This is a genomic window from Nocardia niigatensis NBRC 100131 (genome assembly GCF_000308655.1).
Lineage (GTDB): Bacteria > Actinomycetota > Actinomycetes > Mycobacteriales > Mycobacteriaceae > Nocardia > Nocardia niigatensis.
In genome coordinates this window covers 13,382-37,446 of sequence record NZ_BAGC01000035.1, presented here as the reverse complement: position 1 = coordinate 37,446, position 24,065 = coordinate 13,382, and the positions used below count along the sequence as shown (strand labels likewise).

Annotated in this window: 26 protein-coding genes and 3 pseudogenes; 11 read left to right on the top strand and 18 right to left on the bottom strand. The window is 66.8% G+C overall.

From position 1 onward, the window contains the following. Positions 1-96: 96 nt before the first annotated feature. Positions 97-699, top strand: coding sequence for a recombinase family protein (locus ON33_RS09735; protein WP_063710966.1), 603 nt, complete (start codon positions 97-99; stop codon positions 697-699). Positions 700-703: 4 nt separating this feature from the next. On the opposite strand, the pseudogene ON33_RS09730 reads toward ON33_RS09735, so the two are convergent. Both ON33_RS09730 and ON33_RS09725 read right to left on the bottom strand, forming a co-directional pair. Continuing rightward, positions 704-1,624 (bottom strand): annotated as a pseudogene (locus tag ON33_RS09730) (SAM-dependent methyltransferase). A gap of 125 nt (positions 1,625-1,749) precedes the next feature. Further along, a complete protein-coding gene (locus ON33_RS09725) occupies positions 1,750-2,328 on the bottom strand; it encodes a TetR/AcrR family transcriptional regulator (RefSeq protein ID WP_040858029.1) in 579 nt (192 codons plus the stop codon). Positions 2,329-2,387: 59 nt separating this feature from the next. Here ON33_RS09725 and ON33_RS09720 point away from each other — a divergent pair, with 59 nt between their 5' ends. Then, a complete protein-coding gene (locus tag ON33_RS09720; RefSeq protein ID WP_040857623.1) occupies positions 2,388-2,738 on the top strand; it encodes a VOC family protein in 351 nt (116 codons plus the stop codon). Between the two features lie 94 nt (positions 2,739-2,832). Here ON33_RS09720 and ON33_RS09715 read toward each other — a convergent pair whose 3' ends face one another. Further along, the gene (locus ON33_RS09715; protein ID WP_051151895.1) at positions 2,833-3,897 is read right to left on the bottom strand and encodes a Tn3 family transposase; all 1,065 of its coding nucleotides are present in this window, start codon (positions 3,895-3,897) and stop codon (positions 2,833-2,835) included. 115 nt (positions 3,898-4,012) lie between these two features. Here ON33_RS09715 and ON33_RS43225 point away from each other — a divergent pair. The 3 genes and pseudogenes from ON33_RS43225 to ON33_RS43220 all read left to right on the top strand — a co-directional run. Further along, a pseudogene (locus tag ON33_RS43225) lies at positions 4,013-4,237 on the top strand (helix-turn-helix domain-containing protein); the annotation flags it as partial. A 410-nt stretch (positions 4,238-4,647) separates the two neighbouring features. Further along, positions 4,648-5,181, top strand: coding sequence for a hypothetical protein (locus tag ON33_RS41060; RefSeq protein WP_040857622.1), 534 nt, complete (start codon positions 4,648-4,650; stop codon positions 5,179-5,181). 31 nt (positions 5,182-5,212) lie between these two features. Beyond that, positions 5,213-5,413 (top strand): annotated as a pseudogene (locus tag ON33_RS43220) (integrase core domain-containing protein); the annotation flags it as partial. A gap of 121 nt (positions 5,414-5,534) precedes the next feature. On the opposite strand, the gene ON33_RS09695 reads toward ON33_RS43220, so the two are convergent. Together ON33_RS09695 and ON33_RS09690 are read right to left on the bottom strand one after the other, a co-directional pair. Next, positions 5,535-6,074: a hypothetical protein gene (locus tag ON33_RS09695; protein ID WP_051151848.1), complete on the bottom strand. Its 540-nt coding sequence runs from the start codon at positions 6,072-6,074 to the stop codon at positions 5,535-5,537. A gap of 972 nt (positions 6,075-7,046) precedes the next feature. After that, positions 7,047-7,775 (bottom strand): VIT1/CCC1 transporter family protein, encoded by a 729-nt coding sequence (locus ON33_RS09690; RefSeq protein ID WP_051151847.1) that lies wholly within the window; start codon positions 7,773-7,775, stop codon positions 7,047-7,049. A 236-nt stretch (positions 7,776-8,011) separates the two neighbouring features. Here ON33_RS09690 and ON33_RS09685 point away from each other — a divergent pair, with 236 nt between their 5' ends. Further along, positions 8,012-8,332, top strand: coding sequence for a hypothetical protein (locus tag ON33_RS09685; RefSeq protein WP_040857618.1), 321 nt, complete (start codon positions 8,012-8,014; stop codon positions 8,330-8,332). Between the two features lie 7 nt (positions 8,333-8,339). On the opposite strand, the gene ON33_RS09680 is transcribed toward ON33_RS09685, so the two are convergent. From ON33_RS09680 to ON33_RS09665, 4 genes are all read right to left on the bottom strand, one after another. Next, positions 8,340-8,681, bottom strand: coding sequence for a hypothetical protein (locus ON33_RS09680; RefSeq protein WP_157184461.1), 342 nt, complete (start codon positions 8,679-8,681; stop codon positions 8,340-8,342). A 134-nt stretch (positions 8,682-8,815) separates the two neighbouring features. Then, a complete protein-coding gene (locus tag ON33_RS09675; protein ID WP_040857615.1) occupies positions 8,816-9,643 on the bottom strand; it encodes an alpha/beta fold hydrolase in 828 nt (275 codons plus the stop codon). A gap of 97 nt (positions 9,644-9,740) precedes the next feature. Next, positions 9,741-10,292: a carboxymuconolactone decarboxylase family protein gene (locus ON33_RS09670; protein ID WP_040857613.1), complete on the bottom strand. Its 552-nt coding sequence runs from the start codon at positions 10,290-10,292 to the stop codon at positions 9,741-9,743. A gap of 102 nt (positions 10,293-10,394) precedes the next feature. Next, entirely contained in the window at positions 10,395-10,877 is a 483-nt protein-coding gene (locus ON33_RS09665; protein WP_040857612.1) for an NUDIX domain-containing protein, read from the bottom strand. Positions 10,878-11,027: 150 nt separating this feature from the next. Here ON33_RS09665 and ON33_RS09660 point away from each other — a divergent pair, with 150 nt between their 5' ends. Together ON33_RS09660 and ON33_RS09655 are read left to right on the top strand one after the other, a co-directional pair. After that, a complete protein-coding gene (locus ON33_RS09660) occupies positions 11,028-11,876 on the top strand; it encodes an alpha/beta hydrolase (RefSeq protein ID WP_040857610.1) in 849 nt (282 codons plus the stop codon). A gap of 9 nt (positions 11,877-11,885) precedes the next feature. Next, on the top strand, positions 11,886-12,245 hold the full coding sequence (locus tag ON33_RS09655; RefSeq protein ID WP_040857608.1) for a VOC family protein: 360 nt from the start codon (positions 11,886-11,888) through the stop codon (positions 12,243-12,245). A gap of 46 nt (positions 12,246-12,291) precedes the next feature. On the opposite strand, the gene ON33_RS09650 is transcribed toward ON33_RS09655, so the two are convergent. Then, positions 12,292-12,582: a DUF418 domain-containing protein gene (locus ON33_RS09650; RefSeq protein ID WP_040857606.1), complete on the bottom strand. Its 291-nt coding sequence runs from the start codon at positions 12,580-12,582 to the stop codon at positions 12,292-12,294. Positions 12,583-12,728: 146 nt separating this feature from the next. Further along, complete coding sequence (locus tag ON33_RS09645; RefSeq protein WP_040857605.1) at positions 12,729-13,751, bottom strand: helix-turn-helix transcriptional regulator; 1,023 nt, start codon at positions 13,749-13,751, stop codon at positions 12,729-12,731. 113 nt (positions 13,752-13,864) lie between these two features. On the opposite strand from ON33_RS09645, the gene ON33_RS09640 reads away from it, so the two are divergent. Continuing rightward, positions 13,865-14,332, top strand: coding sequence for a VOC family protein (locus ON33_RS09640; protein WP_040857603.1), 468 nt, complete (start codon positions 13,865-13,867; stop codon positions 14,330-14,332). 50 nt (positions 14,333-14,382) lie between these two features. On the opposite strand, the gene ON33_RS09635 is transcribed toward ON33_RS09640, so the two are convergent. The 4 genes from ON33_RS09635 to ON33_RS09620 form a co-directional block, all read right to left on the bottom strand. Further along, positions 14,383-15,267: an NAD(P)-dependent oxidoreductase gene (locus ON33_RS09635; RefSeq protein WP_040857602.1), complete on the bottom strand. Its 885-nt coding sequence runs from the start codon at positions 15,265-15,267 to the stop codon at positions 14,383-14,385. A 610-nt stretch (positions 15,268-15,877) separates the two neighbouring features. Next, positions 15,878-16,654 carry a nitrate reductase molybdenum cofactor assembly chaperone gene (narJ, locus tag ON33_RS09630; protein WP_218001394.1) on the bottom strand — a complete coding sequence of 259 codons (777 nt, stop codon included), beginning with the start codon at positions 16,652-16,654 and terminating at the stop codon, positions 15,878-15,880. A 157-nt stretch (positions 16,655-16,811) separates the two neighbouring features. Next, positions 16,812-17,378 (bottom strand): DUF308 domain-containing protein, encoded by a 567-nt coding sequence (locus ON33_RS09625; RefSeq protein ID WP_051151846.1) that lies wholly within the window; start codon positions 17,376-17,378, stop codon positions 16,812-16,814. A 20-nt stretch (positions 17,379-17,398) separates the two neighbouring features. Continuing rightward, positions 17,399-18,589: a helix-turn-helix transcriptional regulator gene (locus tag ON33_RS09620; RefSeq protein WP_157184460.1), complete on the bottom strand. Its 1,191-nt coding sequence runs from the start codon at positions 18,587-18,589 to the stop codon at positions 17,399-17,401. A 191-nt stretch (positions 18,590-18,780) separates the two neighbouring features. Between ON33_RS09620 and ON33_RS09615 the strand changes: the two genes are divergently transcribed. After that, positions 18,781-20,058 (top strand): GH25 family lysozyme, encoded by a 1,278-nt coding sequence (locus ON33_RS09615; protein ID WP_040857598.1) that lies wholly within the window; start codon positions 18,781-18,783, stop codon positions 20,056-20,058. Positions 20,059-20,110: 52 nt separating this feature from the next. Here ON33_RS09615 and ON33_RS09610 read toward each other — a convergent pair whose 3' ends face one another. Next, complete coding sequence (locus tag ON33_RS09610) at positions 20,111-20,764, bottom strand: maltokinase N-terminal cap-like domain-containing protein (protein ID WP_040857596.1); 654 nt, start codon at positions 20,762-20,764, stop codon at positions 20,111-20,113. 56 nt (positions 20,765-20,820) lie between these two features. Beyond that, the gene (locus tag ON33_RS09605) at positions 20,821-21,969 is read right to left on the bottom strand and encodes an epoxide hydrolase family protein (RefSeq protein ID WP_040857594.1); all 1,149 of its coding nucleotides are present in this window, start codon (positions 21,967-21,969) and stop codon (positions 20,821-20,823) included. Between the two features lie 127 nt (positions 21,970-22,096). Here ON33_RS09605 and ON33_RS09600 point away from each other — a divergent pair, with 127 nt between their 5' ends. Further along, positions 22,097-23,434 (top strand): cytochrome P450, encoded by a 1,338-nt coding sequence (locus ON33_RS09600; protein WP_040858018.1) that lies wholly within the window; start codon positions 22,097-22,099, stop codon positions 23,432-23,434. Here ON33_RS09600 and ON33_RS09595 read toward each other — a convergent pair whose 3' ends face one another. Then, entirely contained in the window at positions 23,435-24,058 is a 624-nt protein-coding gene (locus tag ON33_RS09595) for a DUF4232 domain-containing protein (protein ID WP_083868784.1), read from the bottom strand. It abuts the gene before it with no gap. Positions 24,059-24,065 lie beyond the last annotated feature (7 nt).

Below are 24,065 nucleotides of genomic sequence, written 5' to 3'. Positions count from 1 at the left end.
CGCAGTTCACGGAGCTCTCAAAACGGGACACAACCCATGTGCGATATCTACGGGACAGAACCTGATGTGTCGGCCCTTTATGGGACAGTTCGGGGCATGGGCCGGTTCGGGTACGCGCGGGTGTCCACGCGCGGGCAGAAGGATGATTCCCAGATCGATGCGCTCACCGCTGCCGGGTGCGAACGGATCTGGGTGGACAAGGCGTCGGGCAAGCTGGCGCGCCGCCCGGAGTGGGACAAGTGCTTCGACCATCTGCGCCGCGGTGACGAACTGGTGATCACGCGGCTGTCGCGCCCTTTTCGTTCGGTGCGGCACATGACCGAGCTCGCCGCCCAGCTCGATGAGCGTGGAATCGATTTGATCGTGCTGAAACAGGGCATCGACACCACTACTCCGGCCGGGCGGTTCTTGTTCCACGGCATCGCCGCCATGGACGAGATGACCGCAGATTTGATCAGCGAGGGCACTCTCGAGGGCCTGGAATCGGCCCGGGCCCGTGGACGATCGGGAGGCCGGCCACCGGCGCTAACCGAGCTGCGGGTACTCAAGGCGCGGGAGATGTACGACGAGCTCGACGCCCGCGGCAAACGCAAGTACACCCTCATTAGATTGCCGAAACCTTTGGAGTGTCACGCAAAACGATCTACCGCCACCTGGACCGAGGCGAGCACGATGCGGCCCGGAGAGCGAGTGAGGTGAGAAGTCAGGCTTCCGGTTCGGCAAGGGTGCCGCTGACATAGAGCATGTCGCCCATCCGCAGGTCGTCGTCCTTCAGTGGCGGGATGTCGTTGGCGGCCAGCAGGTCTCGGACGCTGAATCTGTCCAGAGCCCAGCCGCGGTCGGTCAGGTAGGGAGCGGCTTCGTCGCGGTCTCCGAAGTATCGCAGCCTGTCCATCCCGGGATCGAAATCGTCCGTGCGGAGGTTTTCGGAGATGCGGTGCAGGCGTTCCTTCGTCCTGTCGTCCTGGCCCTGTTTCGGGTTGGGCCTGCTCTCGGTGGCCACTCTGCTTCCGGGCGCGCTGAGGTGAGTGATGGTGTCCAGCAGGCGATCCTGTTGCCTCGGGCGGCAGGTAGCCCAGCAGCCCTTCAGCGCTCCACGCGGTCGTGCAGGAGGGGTCGAACCCGGAGGGGCGCAGGGCAGTGGGCCAATCGTCACGCAGATCGACCGCGGCCACTCGACGGTCGGCAGCCGGTACCGCGCCCAAATCGGCCAGCGTGCAGGTTTTGAATTCGATGACCTGCGGCTGGTCGACCTCGTACACCACGGTCCCGGTCGGCCAGGACAACCGGTATGCGCGCGAATCCAGCCCCGAGGCCAGGATCACTACCTGTGTGATGCCCGCGTTCGTAGCGTCGCGGAAGAATTCGTCGTAGAACCGGTACGCACCTTGGCCAGGTCGATCCACATCTGCTCCACCATCTCATCGGGAGCCGCGTCACCGGACGCCAGCCGGGTGAGCAGGTCGATGCCGACCGCCCGGACGAGCGGTTCGGCGAACGGGTCGTCGATGAGCGCATCATCGGCGCGGGTCGCGATCGCCCGGGCCACGGCCGCCATGGTGGCGGTAGAGCCGACGCTGGATGCCAAGTCCCAGCTGTCTCCGTCGTACCTGGTCGAAGTCATGTTCTGCCCCATCCTTGTCCTGGCTCGGTGTGTATTCGGCAAGTGACAGAACCCTTTTCAGGGTTCAGTTCGACGTGTCGGATTGTTGGTGCGAGGTTCGGGCCGTCGGTGGTCACCCGGTCGAGCTATGTGGTGGCGCTTCGGAGGATCGCGTCCAGCTCTTTCCGGATGGCGGGTGGCGTGGCCGGCTGTACTTGCTGTTGCACAACCGTGCCCAGCAGCCACGACAACACCATGCGCGCCGTCGCAGCGGAATCCTCCACGGGCAGTTGGGCGATGACGTCGCTCAGCAGCGTGTGCATATCGCCGAGGGTGGCACCGACGGCTCCGGAGGAGCTCCGTCGGCCGCTGTCGATCCAGTACTCGAACCATAAGAAGGCCGCGTTGGGTTGCTCGGCGAACATCCTCAGGTAGGCGTCCACCATGGCCCAGACCTTTTCGGCCGGATCGGTTTCGGCGTCGACGGCCCGACGCAGCGCCACCACCATCGCGGCCACATGTTCACCCATGGCGAGATCCACAATCTGGTGGATGTCGTCGAAGTAGTAGTGCACCGCGCTCTTGCTGAGGGGGCTCGCCTCCGCGACCGACCGTGCTGTGCATGCGGCCAAACCATCGCGTGCGAGGACATGTTTGGCCGCGTCGATGATCTGCTCGCGCTTACCGCGCCGGTTGGCCTCGATCACCGGTCTCGTCGCTGTCACGCGACCCAATCTACCCATCCCGTTGCCAAGTTGGGACACTCGACCTAAAGTCAGGACGCATGTCCCAAGTTTTCGTTTTCCACGATGTCCGGACCACTGACCTCGATGCGTCGCGACGCTTCTACTCCGAGCTGTTCGGCTGGCCGATCACCGAATCCCCCGCAGGCCCGATGTTCGGCAATGGCGACGGTCTCTGGGGTGGATTCACCCCGCTCGCGGACGACGATTCGCGTCGCCCGCAATGGATTCCGTACGTGCCTGTGTCCGATGTGGATGCCGCCGCCGAGCAGGCGGTCGCGCTCGGCGCCCGAATCGTCAAGCCCCGCATCGACCTTCCGCCAGGGTCGGTGGTCGTGATCGACGAACCCGGCGGCGCGACATTGGCGCTGTGGCAGGCAACGCAGCAATAACGGCCGGGCCCGTCCCGCGCGGTACCGCCGCGTCGGGCTCTCGCCGACCATGCCCACGACGCCGGACGGCCATCAAATCTCTGGTACTGGTTACCTATCCGCCGAGTGCGAGCCGGGAGTTCATGTTGAGTTTGACCTCGCCGTAGGGCAGGACATGAGACCAGAACAGCGGGGTCAGGCCGCGTTCGTCCTCGGCGGTGAGCACGCCGTCCCATTCGGGGTCGGCAAGGATGTCCTGGATCATCAGGACGTTGACGTAGACGAGGGCGGCCTGGCAGATCCGCAGGCACAACACGCTCATCTCCTGCTCATCGCGCCGGTTGGACGCGATCTCGGAGGTCTTGCCGTAGTAGATGACCGAGTTGGCCCCGTTCCAGGACTCGACCACGTTCAGACCACTGTTGATCTCCCGTTGAAGTTCACGACTGCGCAGGTAGCGACACAGGAAGATGGTCTTCTGGACCCGGCCGAGTTCGATCATCGCCTGATAGGTGGGGTGGGCGGCGTTGGCCTTCATGAATCGGCGCAGGATCGCCTCGGTGGAGGCGGTGCGGGTGCGGATCGCGGTGGCGTACTTCATCATCTGGTCGTACTGCTGGGCGATCAACTCCCACCTGATGGGCCGAGTCATGGCTGGTTTCAGGCCCGGCCACAGATCCGGTTCCCCGGGAGCGGGCCGGTAGAGCCTGCATTTGTTGATGCGCTTGATCCGCGGCAGCAGATCGAATCCCAGGAGCTTGGTTACGCCGAATCCGATTTCGGACTGGCCGTGGGTATCGACATAGGAGGATTCCACTTCCATGTCGGTGCCGTGGTGCATCGCGCCCTCGACCATGGCATGAACCTCCGAGGCCGAGCAGTTGAGCAGCTGGGAGTGGATGACCACCGATCCGTTCTTCTCCACGCTCCAGTAGATGAGCACGCCGCGACGCCCGTAGCGGGAGTGGTGTTCGGTGAAGATGTTCTGGTCGTATGCCCCGAAATGCGTTGAGTCGCTGGCGATAGCGGTCGACGACTCACCCCAGATCGAGGGTTTGCGGGCGGCGAAGGTGGCGTTGGCGATCTCGATCGCGATCCGCCGTGCCGCTTCGGCGTTGAGGTAGCGGCGGCGGGTGTAGCGGATATCGTCCTCGCTGTGTCGGTCGGTGCCGCCGGCCACCGTCCCGCAGATTATGACCACAAGCTGAGACGCCAGTTCTCCGGTTTCACTTCGACGGGACGCCAGTGTCGGTTTGGGGTAGTTAGGTTGGCCATCGGGGTGTCGTCGCCGGTGATTGTTGAACATGATGGGCGCGGTCGCCGAATTCGAACGCGCCCTGATCCTCGAGCGCCAGCGCGAGGGCATCGCCAAGGCCAAGGCCCGCGGCGTCTACAAGGGCCGCAAACCCTCCCTCACGACCGAGCAGGCCCACACCCTGCGCGCCCGCGCCGCCGCCGGTGAGTCGAAAGCGAAGCTGGCCAAGGAATTCGGGGTACACCGCGACACTGTCTACAGCTATCTCAACACCCGCCCTGCCCTCCCGAGGATCATCGGCCGTTGCCCGACGTCGCGGTGTAGGACCACGGGCGGGCGAAACCTGGTACCGCCGCGCCGCCGACAAAGGCAACACCGATGCGATGAACAGCCTTGGGGTCCTGTCCCAGAACCGAGGTGATCGCGACGAGGCCGAAACCTGGTACCGCCGTGCCGCCGATGAAGGCAACACCGATGCGACGGTCAACCTCGGGAAACTGCTCAAGAAACGAAGACGCTGAGCCGAGTGTCAGTCTTCTTAGGCCGGAACCAATTCCGCGGCACACGCGAGGAACCAGTAGTGGCGGGGGGCGTCCTCGACCGATTCCGCCGTCGCGGCGCCGTCAGGGCTGAGCTGCTCAAGCTGAAGTGCGGGCCGTGCGGTAGGTTACCGCCATGCCCGCTGATGCAGACCTCGGCTTCGCGCGCATCGAGGTCGCCCTCGACCTGCCGCTGTTCGAGCCGGAGGAGTCCGAGGTCGGTTTCACGAACTGCACGGCGCGGCTGATGGTGGCGAGCGAGCAGCTCGGTTCCGCGAAACTCCACCTGATCGAATTCGACAACTGCGTCAACCCCGTCGACTGGTCCGAGTGCCAGGGCGACAGACATCTCGCCGAACTGGGCAACGCGGTGTTCCTTCTCCACCACGACCGCTCGTGGGACGTGCAGCACCATGTGCGGGCTGTCCTGCCGCCTGAGGAGCCGGACTGGGCCGTGCTGGTGTCACAGGTAGACGTCGACCACGGACTCGCCGAACGTTATCCCGGCCTCGCTCCGGCCGTTCTGGATGCCGCTCTGGTCGGGGTTCGCCGGCCAGGCGTCGTGCTCGCTGCGCTGCTTGCCGACGAACCTGAACACTTCGCGGGCATCGGGTTCACACGGTGCCCCGATGGGGATCCGCGACTGTCCGTCAAGAACATTCCCTCCTGACCGTACGCCACTGGAATCGACTGGGACCGTGCACAAACGAACCCGGCCCTACACCCCACGTACCAACGGCAAGGTCGAACGGTTCAATGCCACCCTGGCCCGTGAATGGGCCTACATCCGCACCTACAACTCCGAACAGGCGCGCCGGGCGGCGCTGGTTGAGTTCCTCAACCACTACAACCACGACCGCCCACACGCCGGAATCGGACACAAACCACCGATCACCCGAGTTTCGTTACACACCTACCGGCTTACCGACACCGCAACCTTCACACCCAACATCGGACCGAGCAGGCCCGAACAACTCATGCTCGACCTCGACGCCGTGGAACCACCGTCATGAGACACCACATCTAGGTGCCGGAGGTGGGAGGTGTGCGGTACCAGGTTTGAACGTCGGCGAGGGTGGCGGCGGTCGCGTTGACCAGTGGTGCGCCGAATTGTTCGGTGTCGCCGGTGGCAATCACGAACCGGGCCGGCGCGGAGCCGGTGACAACGAGGGTGTAGGTGCCGGTCTGCGCGGCCGAGGCGGTGTCGGCGAGGGTTAGGTACGAGGTCTGGGTGAACGGTTCGAAGAAGGGGGCGCGCGCGGTGTTATCGAGAGTGGTCACGGCTCCGTCGGGGCCGAGGATCGACAGTCGGGGCAATTGCGGGACGGGTAGCTCGTTCTCGGGGGCCAGATCGGGAATGAGGAGCTGGGCATGGAAGGGCTCGCCTCCGGAGAGTTGGATGCGGACCGCGCGTGTGTCGCCGACCGCGCTGGTTCGGCCGTAGAAGGCGAACGAGACGGTTCCGATAGGGGCGAGTGGACTCGTGTCGAGGGCGTCGACGGTGTCGTCCGAGCCGAGCAGGACCGGGGTGTGCGCGGCGGCCGGAGCGGCAAGGCCCACCAAGGCCAGGGCGCTCGCGACGACAGTGAGAATGCGCCGCCGCGGTGCGCGTGGTCGAACTGTTCTCGGTGTGTCAGGATCTGCGTGATCGCCTCCTCGACTCCGGTTCCGATGCTGGTCGGCACCGGGATATGGACATCGCGCGGCAAAAGACGGACGGCTGGTCATCGGCTCATCCTCCCGGCGCTGGCAACGTTGCGCAGGCACCTCGACGAGCACGCTGCCGCCATCGGCCAACGGAAGCGCACCAATTCCGTCATCGCGCCACCTCGCTGTCTCGACGAATGCGCCTGCTTACCCCCACCGCCTGGTTCCTGCACCAACCCAACCCAACGGACGCTATCGATGCCAGGCGGCCTCCACTGGTAAATGTCCTCGCTGCCGCCGATCATTGCACAGGGCCGAAAGCCTCACAGCAACAGGACTTCAGCACCGAAACCGGTCGAGGGCCAGACCGGCAGGGCGGTGACCTCGGTCGCCAGGGACCACTGCTCGGGCTCCCTTTCCGACACACCTTGAGACGCTCACCCAGCGCAGTCGGCCAGCCAGAAGAATTGATCGCCGACGGGTGCGTCACATTGGGGTCTACCTCAAAGGGGTCCCGGTAGTAATCGCGCGTAAGACAACGAAGTTCGCCGGACCTGCTGTTCCAGTGAACCCCCGTCATGCGGAACCGTGCTTATCTCGCATCGGATGCGAGCGATGGACGTCATGATCGACTATTGCCCCTTGCTGACGTATTCGGGTCGAGTCCGTAAGCTGTTGCAAGACAGCTGATCACAGCAGATCCGCCCGCACTTTCGAAGAAAACTTTCGCCATCGCTGCTGGTCAAGCCATTGTCGTTGCCTTTTCGCGCAATTACTACTGGAACCCCCAGTTGGGGAGACGGTCGTTGTTGGCGATGGGGTCGGCGGCCACCGGGCGATTACACCACCCTCATCGGGTGAGACTTGCTCGGCCGCAACGATTTCCGATCAGATCGCGACGCCGACCAGGTGGCCGATCACATAGGTGGTGATCATCGCGAGCGCACCGCCCGCGAGGACTCGCACGGTAGCCCGCGCCACCGGCGCCTGCCCGAGGCGGGCGCCGGTGGCCCCGGTCAAGGCCAGTGCGGCCAGCACCGCGGCCATGGTGAGCGGCACCCGGATGGCATGTGGAGTCAGGATCGCCAGCAGCGGCAGCAGGGCGCCCAGTGTGAACGACAGCGCCGAGGAGAGCGCGGCGTGCAGCGGGTTGGTCAGCCCGTCCGGATCGATGCCGAGTTCGGCTTCCGCGTGTGCGGTGAACGCGTCCCGGGCCGTGAGCTCCTCCGCCACAGCCTGAGCCGTGGCCGGAGAGAGACCCTTCGCGCGATAGATGGCCGCGAGCTCGGCCAGCTCGGCCTCCGGCTGTTCGGCCAGTTCGCGGCGCTCGATTTCCAGCAGGGCGCGCTCGCTGTCGCGCTGCGTGCTCACGGAAACGTACTCGCCCAAGGCCATCGAGACCGCGCCGGCCGCGAGCCCGGCGACACCCGCGGTCATGATCGCGGTGCTGTTGCTGGTGGCCGCCGCGACCCCGACGACAATGCCTGCCACCGAGACGATTCCGTCATTGGCTCCCAATACGCCGGCGCGTAGCCAATTCAGGCGTGTCGCCAATCCCGCTACATGCGGTTCGGTCGCCTGCGCGACCGCCACCGATCCTTCGAAATCGTCCCTCACGGGGGGAACCGTAATGGTTCAGAGGTTTTCCCGCCAGCAAAGAGAGGCTCACCGAAATTAGGTAATGCATTGCATACCAGACATTTTCGGGGGGCTGCTGGAACACCGGCGGCGCGGACACACCGATCGCGACACGTTTGCGACAGGCAGTTTCTCGGCGGATCGCCGTATGTTCGGCCGAGGTTAGCCGTAGCGTTGACACCGGCGTCAGGCGGACAGTTCAAGAGAGCGGCGAGATGCGGCCACAGCCATCAGCGATCGGATTCCTCCGGCACGATGTGTCGGGGGCACAGCAACAGTGGGACGAGGCTCAGATCCAGCATCTGGCTCGCCGGCTCGGCTATGACCTGTGCAAGACCCTGATCTTCGGACCCGAGACCGATCGACCGTTCGTCCGGGTGCGAACCCTGGTCTCCCGGCTCGAGGCCGACGCGGTGATCGTGCCCAGCCTCGCGCATTTCGGCGGTCACATACCCGAGGACATCGTCCAGGTCGCCGACATCATCACGGTGAGTCCCGAAAACACCTACGCGCGCTCGGAAATTCGTCCGGAATGAATCGCGGTCAGGAGGTCGGCGCGCAGTGGGTCCCAAACCCGTTGACCTCACCCGGCAACCATGCTTCCCCGGTCGCCCCGCCGCCATTGTCGTAACAGTGCACCGTGTAATTGTCCGAGCGCTGCGCGATATCGAAAGCGCCGGTGATCGCTCCCATTGCCGGTGCGCCACCGCCCGCGGATACGCAATTGCCGGTTCCGATCCCGTGACCATCGGTGGTCATCGACACCACATCGCACAGGTAGCGTTGGCCGTCGGCGTGAGCTGCCGGTGCTACCGCCCCGACGCCCACGAGCGTCGCGAGCCCGATCATCCCGATTCCCGCACCCCGAACCAGTCGAATCCTCATCGTCCACACCTCCGAACGCCCCCGGATCAGCGTGCTACCAGCCTAATCCTCCCCGATTGCCGTCGACCATGCATCGCCGCCACGGAAAACCTGTGAGGGCGCCGCAGGCGATACATGGTCGTCGACGAAATCGGTTAGTTGTCCTGGAGGATTTCGCGCAGGCGCTTGGCGAAGGCGTCTGGCTGCTCCATGAAACCGCCATGGCCGCCCGGGAACATGGTGGGTTCGATGCCGAGTTCGGTGCCGAGGGCACGCGAGGTGCGGTCGCAGAACTTGTCGGCGGATTCGTCGCCGATGCCGATGATGATCTTCGTCGGGGTGCCGCGCAGCGCGTCGAGGGAGGGTTGCCAGCCGGAGGTGGTGTGCAGCTCGTGGCGGTAGAAGAAGTCGTCGGAGGCGATCGACTGCGGGTCCCGCTCGCCGCCGAACATCTGCTGCAGCACTTCCTCGGGCATGAAAAGGCCGGTCATGGCGAAGAACTTGCGGACCGCGCCGAGCACATCGCCGGTCTCGTAGACGGCCATGATCTCGTCGGTGCGGGCCCGCAGCTCGTCCCGGTCGGCGAGCAGTTCGCGCAGCGGCGGCTCGTGCGCGACGAGGGTCGGGACGAGATCGGGCCGGGCGATGGCCAGCGCAAGACCGGTGATGGCGCCGCCGCTGGAACCGAGCACCGTGGCCGGGCCGAGGCCGACGTGGGTGAGGACGCGAGCCAGGTCGTCGGCGCGCAGTTCCGGGGTCGAGTCCTTGCCAGGATCGGTGACCGGGCTGCGGCCGTGACCGCGCGGATCGCTGCAGAGCACGGTGTGGTCGGTGGCGAGCAGTTCGGCCAGCGCGGCGAACGGCCCGGAATCCATCGGTGCGCCGATCAGCGCGATCAGCGGGCCGCTGCCGCGGACCTCGTAGTAGATGGTGCCGTCGGGTACGGCGAGTGTTCCGGAGGTGACGGGTGCGGTCGAGGTCATGGTCGCTCCAAGTGGTCAGGACATGGACACCGGCTATGACGGCACGACCGCGCCGAATTCATCGCTGCGCGAATGGAAAAGACGTGGCTCGGCGACGTCAGCCGAGCTGCCGGGATTCGGGCAGCGCGCACGTCATGCCCTCCGCCATGCCGACCGGGCGCACCCCGAGCGCCTGGTTCAGCCGGGCCCGCTGGTTCTCCCACGCGATGGTCGCGGCCAGTTCGGCGAGCTGGCCCTTGCTCAGATGGGTCAGCAGCTCGGCGCGAATCTCCTCGAGATCGAGCGAGGTCGGTGTGAGCGTCATGGCCTCGGCATAGGACAGGACCAGCTTGTCCCGCGCGCTGTAGGCATCGCTGTCCCGATATTTCGCCAGCTCGGTGACCTGCGCTTCGGTGAGCCCGCCATAGTGGGCCAGCGTCGACCCGATGTCGAGGCAGAACTGGCAGTTCACCAGGGCGGCCGTCTTCAGCTCGGCCAGCTCCTTCAGATTCGGGTCGAGCCGGTTGGAGAGCAACAGCATCGTCTCGTGGATCGTGGTGCTGACCAGCAGCTGCGGCCGCCGGAGGAGCCAGCCGACGAGATCCGTCCGGTGCCGACGGGCACGCCCCATTGCCTTGACGTAGTGCACGATTCGGGTGATTGCTCGCATGCGCTCTACTCCCCTTCGCGTTTCACGAATGCTCGCCAGGAGGCATCCTAGGCCGAAAACGACGTGGCGTAGTAGACAATTCCGACGAGCTTCGGGCCGGTATCAACCGACGTCGTAACCGTCTTCCAGATAAACCGTAACCCCTGCCGTTCTGGCCCGCCGCGCTCCTGCCACTCGCCTGGCCAGCGCTGCCGGCAGCAGTCGCGCGACCGCCGCGCCATCGCACCAGGTCCAGCTCCGAAGTTCTTCTGCCGGAAGCGCTATCGCGGCAACCTGCTCGGCGTTCAGCATCCCGCCGTCGTACACCATCATCACCCCGTCACCGGGATACGGGCCTTCGGGCACCCAATCGACCACGAGCAGCCGCCCGAGCGTCGGACTCAGCCCCAACTCCTCCCGAATCTCCCGCACGGCCGCGCAGTAGGGCGACTCCCCAGCCTCCACGACCCCGCCGGGCACCTCCCAGTGCGGCTTGTACGTCGGTTCGACCAGCAGCACCCGATCCCGCTCATCGACGAACAGCGCACCCGCGGCCATGCGTTTGCGAGGCAACCCGGCGACGTAGTCGCTCAGTTCAGAACCCATGCGGCACAACACTATCCGCCGACGGTGCTGCTCGGTCTGCCTCGCTTGGAGTTGGCGCAACCCGTGAATCTAGGTAAATTAGTTTTTCACCTAATGCCATTAGGATTACTGTTCGGAGTCGGCCGATCAGTCGAGCGAGGAGAACTACCGATGAAGTCCGCGACGTTGCCTGTGCCGGGCGCGACCCTCTACTACGAAGTGCGCGGCACTGGGCCGCTGGCGTTGTTCCTGCCCGGTGGTGGCGGCGACGCGGCTTCGGTCGATCCGATCGCCGAGGTCCTCGAGGATCGGTTCACGGTGGTGTCGCTGGATCCGCGCGGGTACTCGCGCAGCGTGCTGGACGGCCCGCAGCAGACGCAGCGGGTCGAGGTGCAGAGCGATGACGCCTTCCGGCTGCTGAGCCATCTCACCGATGAGCCCGCCTTCGTCGTCGGGGGCAGCGCGGGAGCCATCGTCGGGCTGGATCTGCTGGCGCGGCATCCGGATCGGGTCCGCCTCCTCATTGCCCACGAGCCACCGTGCTTCGCGGTGCTGCCCGATGCCGCAGAGCATCGCGCGATGATCGATGAGGTCTGTGCGCTGTTCCGCACCGAAGGCCCAGCCGCGGCGGGCGCGCGTTTCCTGGCCGGTATCGGGAACGCGATGAAACCGTCCCCCGTGCCCGCCGAGCTACCGCCGCGTGCCGCGGAGATGTGGGCCCGGCTGGCGGCCAACGGCCCGCTCATGCTGGAGTACGAACTGCGGGAATTCACCTCGTACATCCCCGATTACGAGGCGCTGACCCCGGTGGCCGACCGGGTGGTGCTGGCGGTCGGTCACGAGACTCGGGGTTGCCTACCGTACCGTCCGGCCGTGGAGATCGCCCGCCGGATCGGCCGGGTGGTTACCGAGTTCCCGGGCGCCCACAATGGAATGCGCACCGAAGCACCCGAATTCGGCGCGCAACTGGCCGACGCCATGACCGCTCGCTTGCAGGCCGAAAGCGCTGGGCGCTGTTAGCGTCAGCGCATGATCAGCGGCGCGCACACCATCCTGTATGCCGAGGACGCCGACGCGGCGCGGGCATTCTTCCGTGACGTCCTGGGCCTGGCCCACGTGGACGCGCACGACGGTTGGCTGATCTTCAAGTCGCCGCCCGCTGAACTCGCGGTCCATCCCGCGGCCGCCCCGGACAGCGGCCGCGCCGAGATGTACCTCATGTGCGACGACCTCGCCGTCACCATGGACGACCTGCACGCGAAGGGCGTCGAATTCACCGAGGACGTCACGAATGCGGGCTGGGGCATGCTCACCATGCTGAAAGTGCCCGGCGCCGGGGAGATCGGCCTCTACCAGCCCCGCCACGCCACCGCCTACGACCTGCCCTGACGGTCACCGGCCGCCCGCTGCGAACCTGCCTGCAGCGGAACACGATTCACGTCGGCGCCTGCCGCCGGGCGGGCAGCGACATGTGGGTGGCCGCGCGCAGCAGCCACTCCACCGGACCGTACGGGTGCCAGCGCAACCACCGGGCGCTCCGCTGCAACTGCACCAGGTAGGTCACCACGGCGAGGAACACGACCCCGACGGGCGGCACGTGATCGGCCAGGGCCAAACCGTATCCCGTACAGATCAGCACCACCGACTGGCCGATGCAGTCGGACGCCGCCATCCGTCCGGCGGGCGCGAGCCGTGCCACGGGCCCGGCCCAGCGGTAGCGGGTCATCCAGACGACGCCATGGCCGAGGGTTGCCGCGGGCGCTCGCGGTGGGTTCCGTCGAACTCCCCCAATGCTTCGATGTCCGAACGGGGAGCCCGACTGACCCCGCAACGAGCCGCTCACGCTCCGACGCCCGGCCCAGCGGAGCCGAATCAGGTTGGCGGGAGGACGGTTTCAGCCGCAGGGCGGCGTCGTGCGGCACGGCTCGCACGGCGGGAGAGATCGGCGAATGCCTCACGCAGTGACGGTGGACCGATGACCTCGATCTCGGTGTCGAAACGCGCCAGCGTCGCCGCCAACGCGGCCCATGACCAGGAACCGGTGACCAATCTGGTTCGGGTGGGTCCGAGTTCCTCGACGATGCCGTCGCCGGCGAACGGGATCACTTCCGCGGCAGGGAGATCGAGGAGCACCTCGCCGCGGCAGGGCCAGGTGTTCGCGCCGTCGGAGCCTTTGAACCGGGCCGAGAGGAACGTGGCGATCTCGCCGCCGGGCACGGGCCGGGGTGTGAAGCGCGGCCCGTTGGGGATGCGAAGGGTCATTCGGTCGGCGCGGTAGATCCGCCAGTCCGCGCGTTCGGGGGCCCACCCGACGAGGTACCAGCGGCCACCGCGAACCACGAGGTGGTGTGGCTGCACACGACGAGGCGGGCGCGGACCCGAATCGTCCGGCTCGCTGGGCGATCGGTAATCGAATCGCAGTTCCTCTCCGGATCGGATGGCGGCGCTCAGGGCCAGCAGGATACGCGTGTCGACTTGCGGATCGCCCCCGCCCGATTCGATCGCGGTGATCTCGAGGGCATCGACCCGCTGTCGCAGGCGAGCAGGCAGGACCTGCCGCACTGTCGCCAGGGCGCGCTCGGCACCCTCCTCGATGCCCGCTCCGGTCCCGACCGCGATCCGCAATGCGACAGCCAGCGCGACCGCCTGCTCGTCGTCGAACAGCAATGGCGGGAGTTCGCTCCCCGCTTCGAGCCGGTAGCCGCCGTCGGGTCCTTTGACCGCCCGGATGGGATAGCCGAGCACACGCAGGCGGTCGACATCGCGACGCACTGTGCGCTCACTGACCCCGAGCCGCTGGGCGAGCTGACCGCCGGGCCAATCCTGGTGGACCTGCAGCAGCGACAACAGCGCGAGCAGACGGTGCGAGGTCGACGTCGAGGAGGTGGTCGGCATGAATGCCAGGTTGCCACGAGTAGCGGACAAACCCTGACCGCTACCGGTGACAGGGTGGCTGTCGTCGCCGGAAGCCTCCGGCGGCAAACACATGTCGAAGGGAACAGATCACCATGTCGGTCAACGCTGTTGCGCACCTGAACTTCCATGGCCAGGCCCGGGCCGCCCTGGAGTTCTACCAGTCGATCTTCGGCGGGCAGATCACCATCGCCACCTACGGTGACTTCGGGATGCCGTCCGCGCGGCCCGACGCCGCCAAGGTGGTGTTCGGGCAGATCGTCGCCGACAACGGGTTCCGGGTCATGGCCTACGACGTGCCCGGTGACGACGCACCGGTCGCCGAGGGCGCGCCCAGTACCCGACGCGAGAACGGCACCACCGTCACCCGCGAGCCGTTCTTCCTCTCGGTCCGCGGCGAGACGGTCGAAGAGGTGACCGCGCTGTGGGAACGCCTCGCAGACGGCGCGACGGTCATCGAAGCCTACGGACCCGCGCCGTGGGCGCCCGGCTTCGGGATGCTGCGCGATCGATTCGGCATCACCTGGATCCTGGACGTCGCGGCCGAGTACACCCAGGCGTGAAGCCTTCTCGCAGGGTGTGACCGGGATCCCGGTCACACCCTGACCTCGGGTCATCCCAGGGCCGAACCACGAAGCAGGTCAATCAGTTTCGTTTCGGAGAGATCGCCGTGACCGGCCGCGACCAGCCGCTGAAAGATCTGCTCCGCGGTGTGCCCGAGCGCGGCGGGCGTGCCGACCGCGTCGGCCAGTTCGACGCCGATCCTGGTGTCCTTCAACCGGAGCGCGGCCGTGAAGGCGATATCGCGATCGTGCACACCGGCCGTCATCTCCTCGCACATGCGGACGACGGTCGGGCTGGCGGCCCCGCCTCGCGACAGGGTGTCCGTGACGACCGCCAGGTCGAGTCCGGCCAGCTCGGCGGTGCGCAGCGCCTCCGCGGTGGCGGCGATCTGGATCGAGCCCAGCAGATTCTGGATCAGCTTGTAGCTCGTGCCCGCACCCACTGCCCCGAAATGCACGATGCCGGTGCACAGCGGCGCCAGCAGCGGCCGGGCCGCATCGAGATCCGCCGAATCCCCGCCGACGAACAGGGTCAGCTCGCCAGCGGCAGCCGCGTCCGGCAGCCCGGTCACGGGCGAATCTAGATACCGAAGACCGTACGCCGCAGCATGTTTCGCCAGCTCGAGCACCCACGGCCGCGAGATGGTCGAGAATTCCACCGCGAACGCGCCCGGTGCATACTCCCCTGTCAGCGCACCCGCCGTGCCCATCCAGGCCGCCCGCGAGGCCTCGTCGTCGGCCACCATGGCGAAGACGGCGTCGGCCTCGTGTACCGCTTCCCGAGGTGTCGTCGCGAAGACCGCTCCCGCGGCGACCAGTCCGGCAGCCTTCTCCGGCGTCCGATTGAACACCGTCACCGCGTGCCCGGCGTCCACCAGCCGCGCCGCCATCCCCACACCCATCCGACCTGCACCCAGAAACGCGATCCTCGCCACCCGCCGAACCCTACCGATTCAGCGGAGTTCTGAGCGACGCCGCTGATTTCGTTCGCGACGGCTGCCTCGGGCAGGATGAGGTGTAGCCGGTGTTCATCATGAGTTTCCCTCGATTCGAAGTGTGCGGCCCATCCACTCCGCGGAAGGTGCCGAGCCGATCCGGACACGGCCGCTGAACAGCGGCCATGTTCTCCCCGAGAATCGCCGCCCCCGCAAGGGATCTCGGCGAGATCACCTGATTGTCCTCGCCGTCCGCAACGATTCTCCGAGCAGTGAATTACTCGAATTCCTGCGGAGTACCCCCTCAGGTCCGGAGGCGAGAAACTATCGCGACGGAATCCGGGTAGTTATCGTGAGCTCTCCATATGGAAGGTCATCTGAAACGTTGGAAGGGTGGCAGAGCCGAACATTCGCATATATTTGACCCAATCGGCGTCGGCTTTCCTGGAGTCTTCGTTCGACACACCTCTTGCCGAAAGTCGGCACATCTCTGCACATCCAATCCGGAACCGTCGAATCACCTTCTGCCAGGGCGCATCCGAACTTCTCCGGATTTTGACGATTACTACCGGAACCCTGAATATGTCCGAACCGGATTTAGGGCGCCGCGCTACTGGCCGACATCCTCGTCCGGAGGCCCGGCGGCGACGAGCGCGGCGATGGCCTCGCGTTCGGTGCCGTGCAGGGCGGGCAGGGTCGCCGAGACCGAATCGAGGACGCCCGTCCACGGTGAGGCGGCCTCCCGCAACGCCAGTCGCATGACCTCGATGCCCGGGCGGTGCTCCGCGAGCAACTTCTCCCCGGGAACCGGATGCGCCGAGGCGAATTCGAGCACCACCGCCAGGTGATCGGACAGTTCGTCGTCGACGAGCACCAGTCCCGCGCTGCGGTACACCTGCTTGAACCGCAGCCGAGCCGTGCCGCGTTTGCGGGTGTCGCCGTGGAGAAACCAGGTCAGATAGGGGCTGAAGCGTTTGCGGTGATCGAAGGTGTCGCCGTATCGGGTTGCCGCGGTGAGCGGTTGCGTGGTCTCGAGGTAGGACAGCACCGGATGCAAGGGTGCACCCACTGCCTCGGGCAGGGCCGACGTGGCTCGTGCCAGGATGGGCAGCGAATCGAGCAGCGTCTCATCGGGATACCCGAGCAGCAGCGACTGCACCCGCCAGGCTGCGGTCCGACGGCTGTCTCCGAGTTCGGGTCGCGCGGGCTTGCTTCTCGTTTGCGTTGCCTCCCCGGTTGTTTCGGCATGAGCCCGTCGCCGTCCGCCGCGCAGGTATTCACTGCGCAGGTCCGGCGGCATCTCGGCGCGGTTGAAGAATCGCCTGGAACGGATCAGTGCCTCGGTGAGCTCACCGTCCACCACACCGCTGCCGTCGTTTCGCGCCATCCATCTCTGCCTCTCACCGTGTCGCGGCGGCATCCGTCGCGTGATCGATCGCCCGACCACACGAACAGACCGAACGTACTGGTAAATTCTGGGAAATTGACGAATTTCCTCTTGGTTAGTTATGTGAAGGCAATTCGGTTTTCGACGATGCGATTTGTCAGACAGTTTCGACGGTCCCACGCTCGATGCGGGCGCCGAGCAGGATCTCCGAGATGCCGAGGGCAATGGTCAACAGTCCCACCACGATCGACAGCGACGTCAGCGACCCGAACGGCACCACCGCGACCACCAGGCCACCGGCCACAGTCAGCAGGCCGACCACCTCCAGCCGGCCCGCCCCCGCGTACTGCTCCGACCACACCCCCACGAGCGCCTGCACGATGCCCCGCACCACCCACGCCATCCCAATCCACAAGGACAGCAACGCAACCCATTCACCACTCGTGAAAGCCCAGGCTGCCAGCATCAGTGCGATGGCCGCGCTCACGAACTCCAGTACCTTCAGCGTGGTGGTGATCCGGGCCCCGAACGCCATGACCAGCTGCACCGCCGCCGAGGCCACCAGCGTGAGCCCGTAGAGAATCCCCGCCACCGACTCCGACTTGTCCGGCCACACCGCCATGACCACCCCCAGCGCCATCGAGCAGCCGCCGGTCACGACCAGCGACTGCCAAGCCCAGTCGGCGAATACGTCGGTTCGCCCCTCGATCCGATTGGCGGGCATGCATAAATGATATGTCCGATTCACCTAGGCAACTGGACGTTAGCCTGCTCATCGGCTCCGGCGCGTCGCCCGTCGGCGAATTGCGCGGCGCCCGAGAGCACGCACGACAGCAGCCGGACGAGCTCGGCCTGCCGGTTGGTGCCGGTCTTGGCGAATACCTGACGCAGGTGGGTGCGTGCGGTATTGACCGAGATGTAGAGCTCCTCGGCAACCGACGCCAGCCCGCTGCCGCGCAGTACCTGGAAGGCGACCTGCGATTCGGCCCGGGTCAGCCCGTAGAGTTCGCGCAGGGTTTCGCGGCCGCCCGGCTCCTCACGTTCGGGATCGACGACCACCATCAACGCCCGGCGGCGGGGTGACTCGTGCGGACCCGGGCAGAGCGGCAGGATCGACACGGTCAGCGGCAGTCGGCCGCCCGTGCGTGGAATGAGCAGGCGGGCCGCGGCATTCGACGGGTCGGACCGCACGGCCGCCGCCAGCAGCCGGCGCAGCCGGCGCGACACCGCGGGGTCGTTCGATTCCAGGCGCGCCTGGGCGCCCAGGCGCAGACCGTCGCGGGCGCGCAATATGGCCAGCGCCGCGGGGTTGGCGTAATCGACTCGGCCGCAACCGGATACCAGCGCCAGTCCGTGGCGGTGGCGGTCGAGCACGCTGCGGGCGAGATCCCGGTCGATGACGGCATCGGTCAGCCGCGCTCCGATGCCGAGGGCGTGGTCCAGATGCGGAAGGGACAACCTCAGCACCTGCTCGGCCAACTCCCGGTCCAGGTGCCGGTCCGCGTGCGGATAGACGGCGATCCAGGAGCCCGGTGTCGCCAGCCGCATGTACACGCCGTCCCCGAGCTCGTAGGGCGCGGCCCAGCCGGTGACGAACGGATGCCGGCGCCCGCCATCCGGCGGGATCAGCTCGCTACCGGTGAGCACCGTTGCGGTGAGCGCGAATTCGAGCGCGGCCGCGAAGGGATCGATACGTCCATGGCGCTCGTTGTAGCTATCACGCAGCCCATCGGTGGTGCTCGCGGTCATGTACCGCCGCCCGCCCTGGTTCGTGACGAGGCAACAGTGGTGGCCGCCGAGGCTGTCGGTGATGGCTCGCAGTGCGCGCGTCCACGCGCCGGGCTGCCCGGTAGCCCGGTTGATCTCCGCGATCAGCTCGGAGAAGCGAGCCAGCGAGATGCCGGTCTCCCCCATGTTCATTGCATTGCCCCCCACTGTAGAACGATCACGTCCCAGGCCGCCGAGCCCCGGCCGGAGGTGATACCAGTTTATCGGCCGAGCGCACCGGGTTATCCCCGAGAACTTCATCTGTTCGGGTGAGGATTCCGGCGGGCGATCCGGCTTTACTCGGGGCACAGCAAACGGCCGGTCACCGGATTGGCTGTGCTACAAGGGGGAGCAGACTCATGGGCTTCATCAGGTATTGGCCCATGGCCGCCGGGCGGGTGGTCACCTCGGGCTTCGGGCCGCGCGACGACGGCTTCCACTGGGGCGTGGACTTCGGCAAAGAGGGCGGCAGCGGAGGCGAGCCGGTGTACGCGTCCCAAGGCGGGACGGTCGTGTACGCCGGTGCCGCAACGGGTTTCGGCGGACCGGATCCGGCGGGCTGGCTGGTCGTCGACCATCCCGCGGCCGACGGCGGCGGCACCACCGTCTACGGGCACATCGTCCGCGAGGTCGAACTGGGTAGCCGGGTCGAGGCCGGGCACCGCATCGCCCATGTCAATCCCGACTCCGGCACCAATGGTGGCGTGCCCCCGCATCTGCACTTCGAGTGGCACCGGTACTCGTGGGTGCCGCCGGGTCCGGATCGCCTGGACCCGCTCACCATGCTGACCGACGCCGCCGAACCGCCCGCGCCCGACCAGAACGGAGCCGATATGACTTCCAGCGCAACGATTTTCGGCATCGACATCTCGCACTATCAGGACGGGCTCGACCTCACGGAGGTCTTCGCCGAGGGATTCGAGTTCGTCATCGCCAAGGTCAGCGAGGGCGACTACTACACCGACGACTCCTGGCCCGCGTTCCGCGACGCCACCCTGGCGGCCGGCAAGATCCTGATCGGCTATCACTACGTGCGCGGCGATGTCGACGCCGACGCCCAGGCCGCGCTGTTCGTCGACCACCTCGGTGATCACGGCATCCCGGCCATGCTCGACCACGAGCTGAACTCCGGCGACATCGGCGTGTTCGAGGCGGTGCGCACCGCTATCGAGAACCGTGGGGTGCACGTCGCGCTCTCGTATCTGCCGCGCTGGTACTGGCAGGGCACGATGGGCTCACCCGACCTCAGTGGAATCCCGCCGCTGATGACCTCGAATTACGGCGACGGCCGCTCCGGCTACGCCTCGGTCATCTACCCCGGCGACGACGACATCGGCTGGCAACCCTACGGCGGGGCCGAGGTCGCGGTATTCCAATTCAGCGACAGCGGCTCGGTGGCCGGTCGCTCCCTGGACGTGGATGCCTTCCGGGGCAGCCCCGATCAATTCCGCGCCCTACTCACAGGAGACGACATGAGCTTCACCGACGACGACCGCCGCATGCTGCGGGACATCTGGACCCAGCTGCTCGGGCAGGACGGCCACGGCTGGCCCCAGCTCGGGCAGAACGCCCAGGGCCAGAATCTCACTCCGGTCGACGCCCTCAGCGAGATCAAGAAGGACATCGAACACGACTGAGCCACGGCCGGGTGCGCCGCGGACGTACCGCGCGTCAGCGGCCGGCCCGCGGCTACGGAGCGCTGAGGAAGACACCACGCGACGAGGTGCCGTCCGCGGCCGACCACGGTGCATCGACGTGGCTGCGCTCGCGCTGGAGCGCCGGTCCGAGAGTGAGGCGGCGGTGGACGCGGATCAGCTCCGGGCCCGCGTTGGTCGAGCGTCCGGAATCGAAGGCGATATCGGTGTGGGTGTCGGTGTCGATGACCGTCGGACGGAATCCGGGTGCGGGCCAGAGAATGTCGCCGGGGACCACGTGCACGGTCAGGTCCGGGGTGTCGCTCATGCTCTGGTCCTGGGCGGTGGCCTTGCCGGTCAGCAGGTGGGCGGCCTGCTCGATGAAGACCGGGTCGTGGGCGGCGTCGTAGAGCCAGCGCGGGCCCAGCACACCGTGCTCGGCGGTGCCGATCAGGGCGTCACCCAGATCCTCGACCGGCGCACCGCGATAGGTCATGGGAATCAGATATGTCACCGGCTCCGTGCCCGAGGTGTCGGTGACGACCATGAGATCGATACCCACCTCGCCATTGGGATCGTCGAGCCGGAAGCCGCCGGATTTGGCGAGGGCGGGCGACGCGGCGCCGGTGTACCAGTGCCGGGTGGGTAGCCACCGGGCCAGCAGCTCCAGCTTGCTGGGCGTCATGGTCGTCTTGTGGATCTCCGCCATGCCGCCATCCTGCCAGAGTTGAGCAGGATGGCAGCGGAACTGGTTGCGGCGGTGCGTTATTCGTTGGATCCGCGCAACTTTCGGAAGAAGTCCCGCAGATCGGTGGTCAGCAGATCGGGGGCTTCCATGGCGGCGAAGTGGCCGCCACGATCGAACTCCGACCAGTGCACGATGGTGTTACCCCGCTCGGCGACGCCGCGGATACTGCTGCTACCCGGGAAGGTCGCGACACCGGTGGGCACCCCCGAGTCGGCCGGTTCCGCACCCCATTGCCGGGATTCCTTGTACAGGCGCATCGACGACCCGGCGGTGTCGGTGAACCACAGCAGTGACGCATTGGTGAGAAGCAGGTCGCGGTCGATCGCGTCATCGGGTGTCGACTTGGCCGGATCCTTGTAGGTATTGACCACATCCATCACCCACGCGAGCATCCCGGCCGGCGAATCGGACATCGCGGGGGCGAGAGTCTGCGGGCGCGTGGAGTGCATGCCCGCGTAGCCGGAAGTCTCCAGGTTGTCCCAGCTCCGATAGCGAGCCAGCTTCCGCTGATCGCCCTCGCTCAGTCCGGCGGCGTCGAAGTCCGGGCCGGGGATCGTGATCGGGTCGTTGAGGTGGACACCGGCCACGCGCCGCGGCGCGATCCGGCCCAGCTGCGGCGCGATGAAGGAACCGGCGTCGCCGCCGTGCGCACCGTATCGGTCATAGCCCAGCACCGCCATGAGCTGCGAGATCAGTTCCGCACTGCGGTCGGTCGCGGCATCACCCGCCCGGCGGGTCGGGCCCGAGAACCCGAACCCGGGCAGCGTCGGGATGACGACGTGGAAGGCGTCCGCGGGATCGCCGCCGTGGGCGCGGGGATCGGTGAGCGCGCCGATCATGCCGGTGAAGTCCTCGAACGGCCAGCCGTGCACCAGCACCAGTGGCAGCGCGGTCGGCTCCGGCGAGCGGACATGTGTGAAATGCAGTCGCTGACCGTCGATTTCGGACAGGAACTGCGGGTGACGATTGCGTTCGGCCTCGTGGATCCGCCAGTCGTAGCCGCTGCCCCAGTACTCGCACAGTTCCCGCACGTACGCGGTCGGAATGCCGTAGGTCCAGTCCACGCCGGGCAGGTCCGCGGGCCAGCGGGTGCGGGCCAGGCTGGTCCGCAGATCGTCGATGTCGGTGTCGGGAATGTCGATTCGGAACGGCTCGAAAATCGTCATGTCGCCACCGTAGGAAGGAACTAGGTCAGATTCCGTCCTATACCGTCAGCGGATTCCGCTGCGGTACGCGCGCGTTCTAGGCTGTTGGACAAGCGTTTCAGCCGCAGTGACGCGGCCGGGTGAAGGGATCAGCATCGTGGGCACCGCTTTTCCACCGGGACCGCCATTGCCGCGTGCGGTGCAGACCGTCCTCTACGCCAAGTGGCGGGGGACCCTGCTGCGCCGATCGGCCCGCCGCTACGGTGACGTCTTCACCCTGCACCTGGTCGCCCCCTACGCCGAGAACCTGGTCGTCTTCTCGCGTCCGGAGCACATTCGCGAGATCTTCGCCGCAGACCCCGCGGATCTGCATGCCGGCGAGGGCAATCGGCTGCTGGTGCACATCATGGGCGAGCATTCGCTGCTGCTCACCGACGAGGACGAGCACGCGCGGGCGCGGCGGCTGCTCATGCCGGCGTTCGTCGGCTCGTCGCTGCGCGGCTATCGCGGGCTGGTCGACACCATCGCCACGACGCATGTCGACCGGTGGGTGTCAGGGTCGACCGTGCTCACGCTGGACGCCATGAACGACCTGACACTCGATGTCATCATGCAGGTGGTGTTCGGCATGACCGATGAACGCCGCCGCGCTCAGCTCGCGCCGCGGCTGCGCCGCATCGTCAATATCGATCCGATCATCTTCTTCGGCTGGAAATATCCGTTCCTGGAACGCCGCGGACCGTGGAAGCGCTTCCGCGAGAACCAGAACGCCATCGACGAGCTGCTCTACAGCGAGATCGCCGAACGCCGCGCGCATCCGGACCTGGAGACCCGCACCGATGTGCTGTCGCGGCTGCTGGCGGTCGGATCCGGCGAGAACTCCACCGACACACCGCTGTCCGATGAGGAATTGCGCGACCATATGGTGACCCTGCTGCTGGCCGGGCACGAGACCACCGCATCGGCGCTGTCTTGGGCCTGCCACGAGCTGGCCGCCAATCCGGAGGTGCAGGCCGAGGCGCGCCGGGCGGCGCACGACGGTGACGAGAAACATCTCGAGGCGGTGCTGAAGGAGGCCATGCGCCTGCACACCGTCATCGGCGGGACCGGGCGGCGGCTCACCCGCGACATGACCCTCGGTGGCTATGACCTGCCGAAGGGCACCGTGGTCGCGACCTCAATCCTGCTGGCGCACCGGCGCACCGAGGCCTTCCCGGACGCCCTGACCTTCCGGCCCGAACGATTCCTGGACGGATCGGTCGCCGCCAACACCTGGCTGCCGTTCGGTGGCGGGGTGCGGCGCTGCATCGGCGCCGGGTTCTCGCTCATGGAAGGGACGGCGGTACTGCGGGAAATCCTGACCCGCTACCAGCTTTCACTGCCCGAGGGTGCGGGCAGCGAACCGTCGCGCATGCGCAACATCACCCACGTTCCGGCACACGGCGCGCGTGTCGTGGTCACCACGGACACCACTGTTCGAGTCTGACTACTGGCCCTGCCCGGTGACCGGGTGCACGTGCAGGGCACAGCTGTCGATTGTCACTGTGACAGTGCGGGTGTCGGTCGAATTCGGCGGCGTGACCTGCAAACTCGTGTACAGGGGGCACCCGCTGCCGGCGGCGTCGAAGGCGACGCCCTCCACGATCGCGGTGCCCGGACGATCGGATTCCAGTGTCACAGTGGGCGGTTCGTCGCTGCCCTCCGGCAGTCCGCCCATGTATCCGCGTGGGGTCCGGTCGGCGTGCAGCAGTGGGCCGCCCGCGCCGGTGTCGACACCCGGATAGCCGGTGAGCGTGCAGGGAGCCGCGCCCGCGGCAAGGCTGAAAGTGAGTTTCACGCCGCGGTGCCCGGTGGCCGGAGACATGACGGCGGCGGTCACGTCGACCTGGCCGGCGCCGCAGGTCGCCTGCCGCGCCGGGACGGTGGTCGGCACGCCTTGGGAACCCAGCGTGGTGGCGGGAGCCTTGGCGCTCTCGCCTGCCGTGGTGGCTTCGCCTGTGGCTGCCGGCGTAGTGGCGGGTGGCGACGTGGTGGGCGTACTCGACGAGCACGCCGCCAGCCCGAGTGCGAGCGCCCCGGTTGCAGCGAGAATCCCTGTGCGATAGCGCATTTCCCAG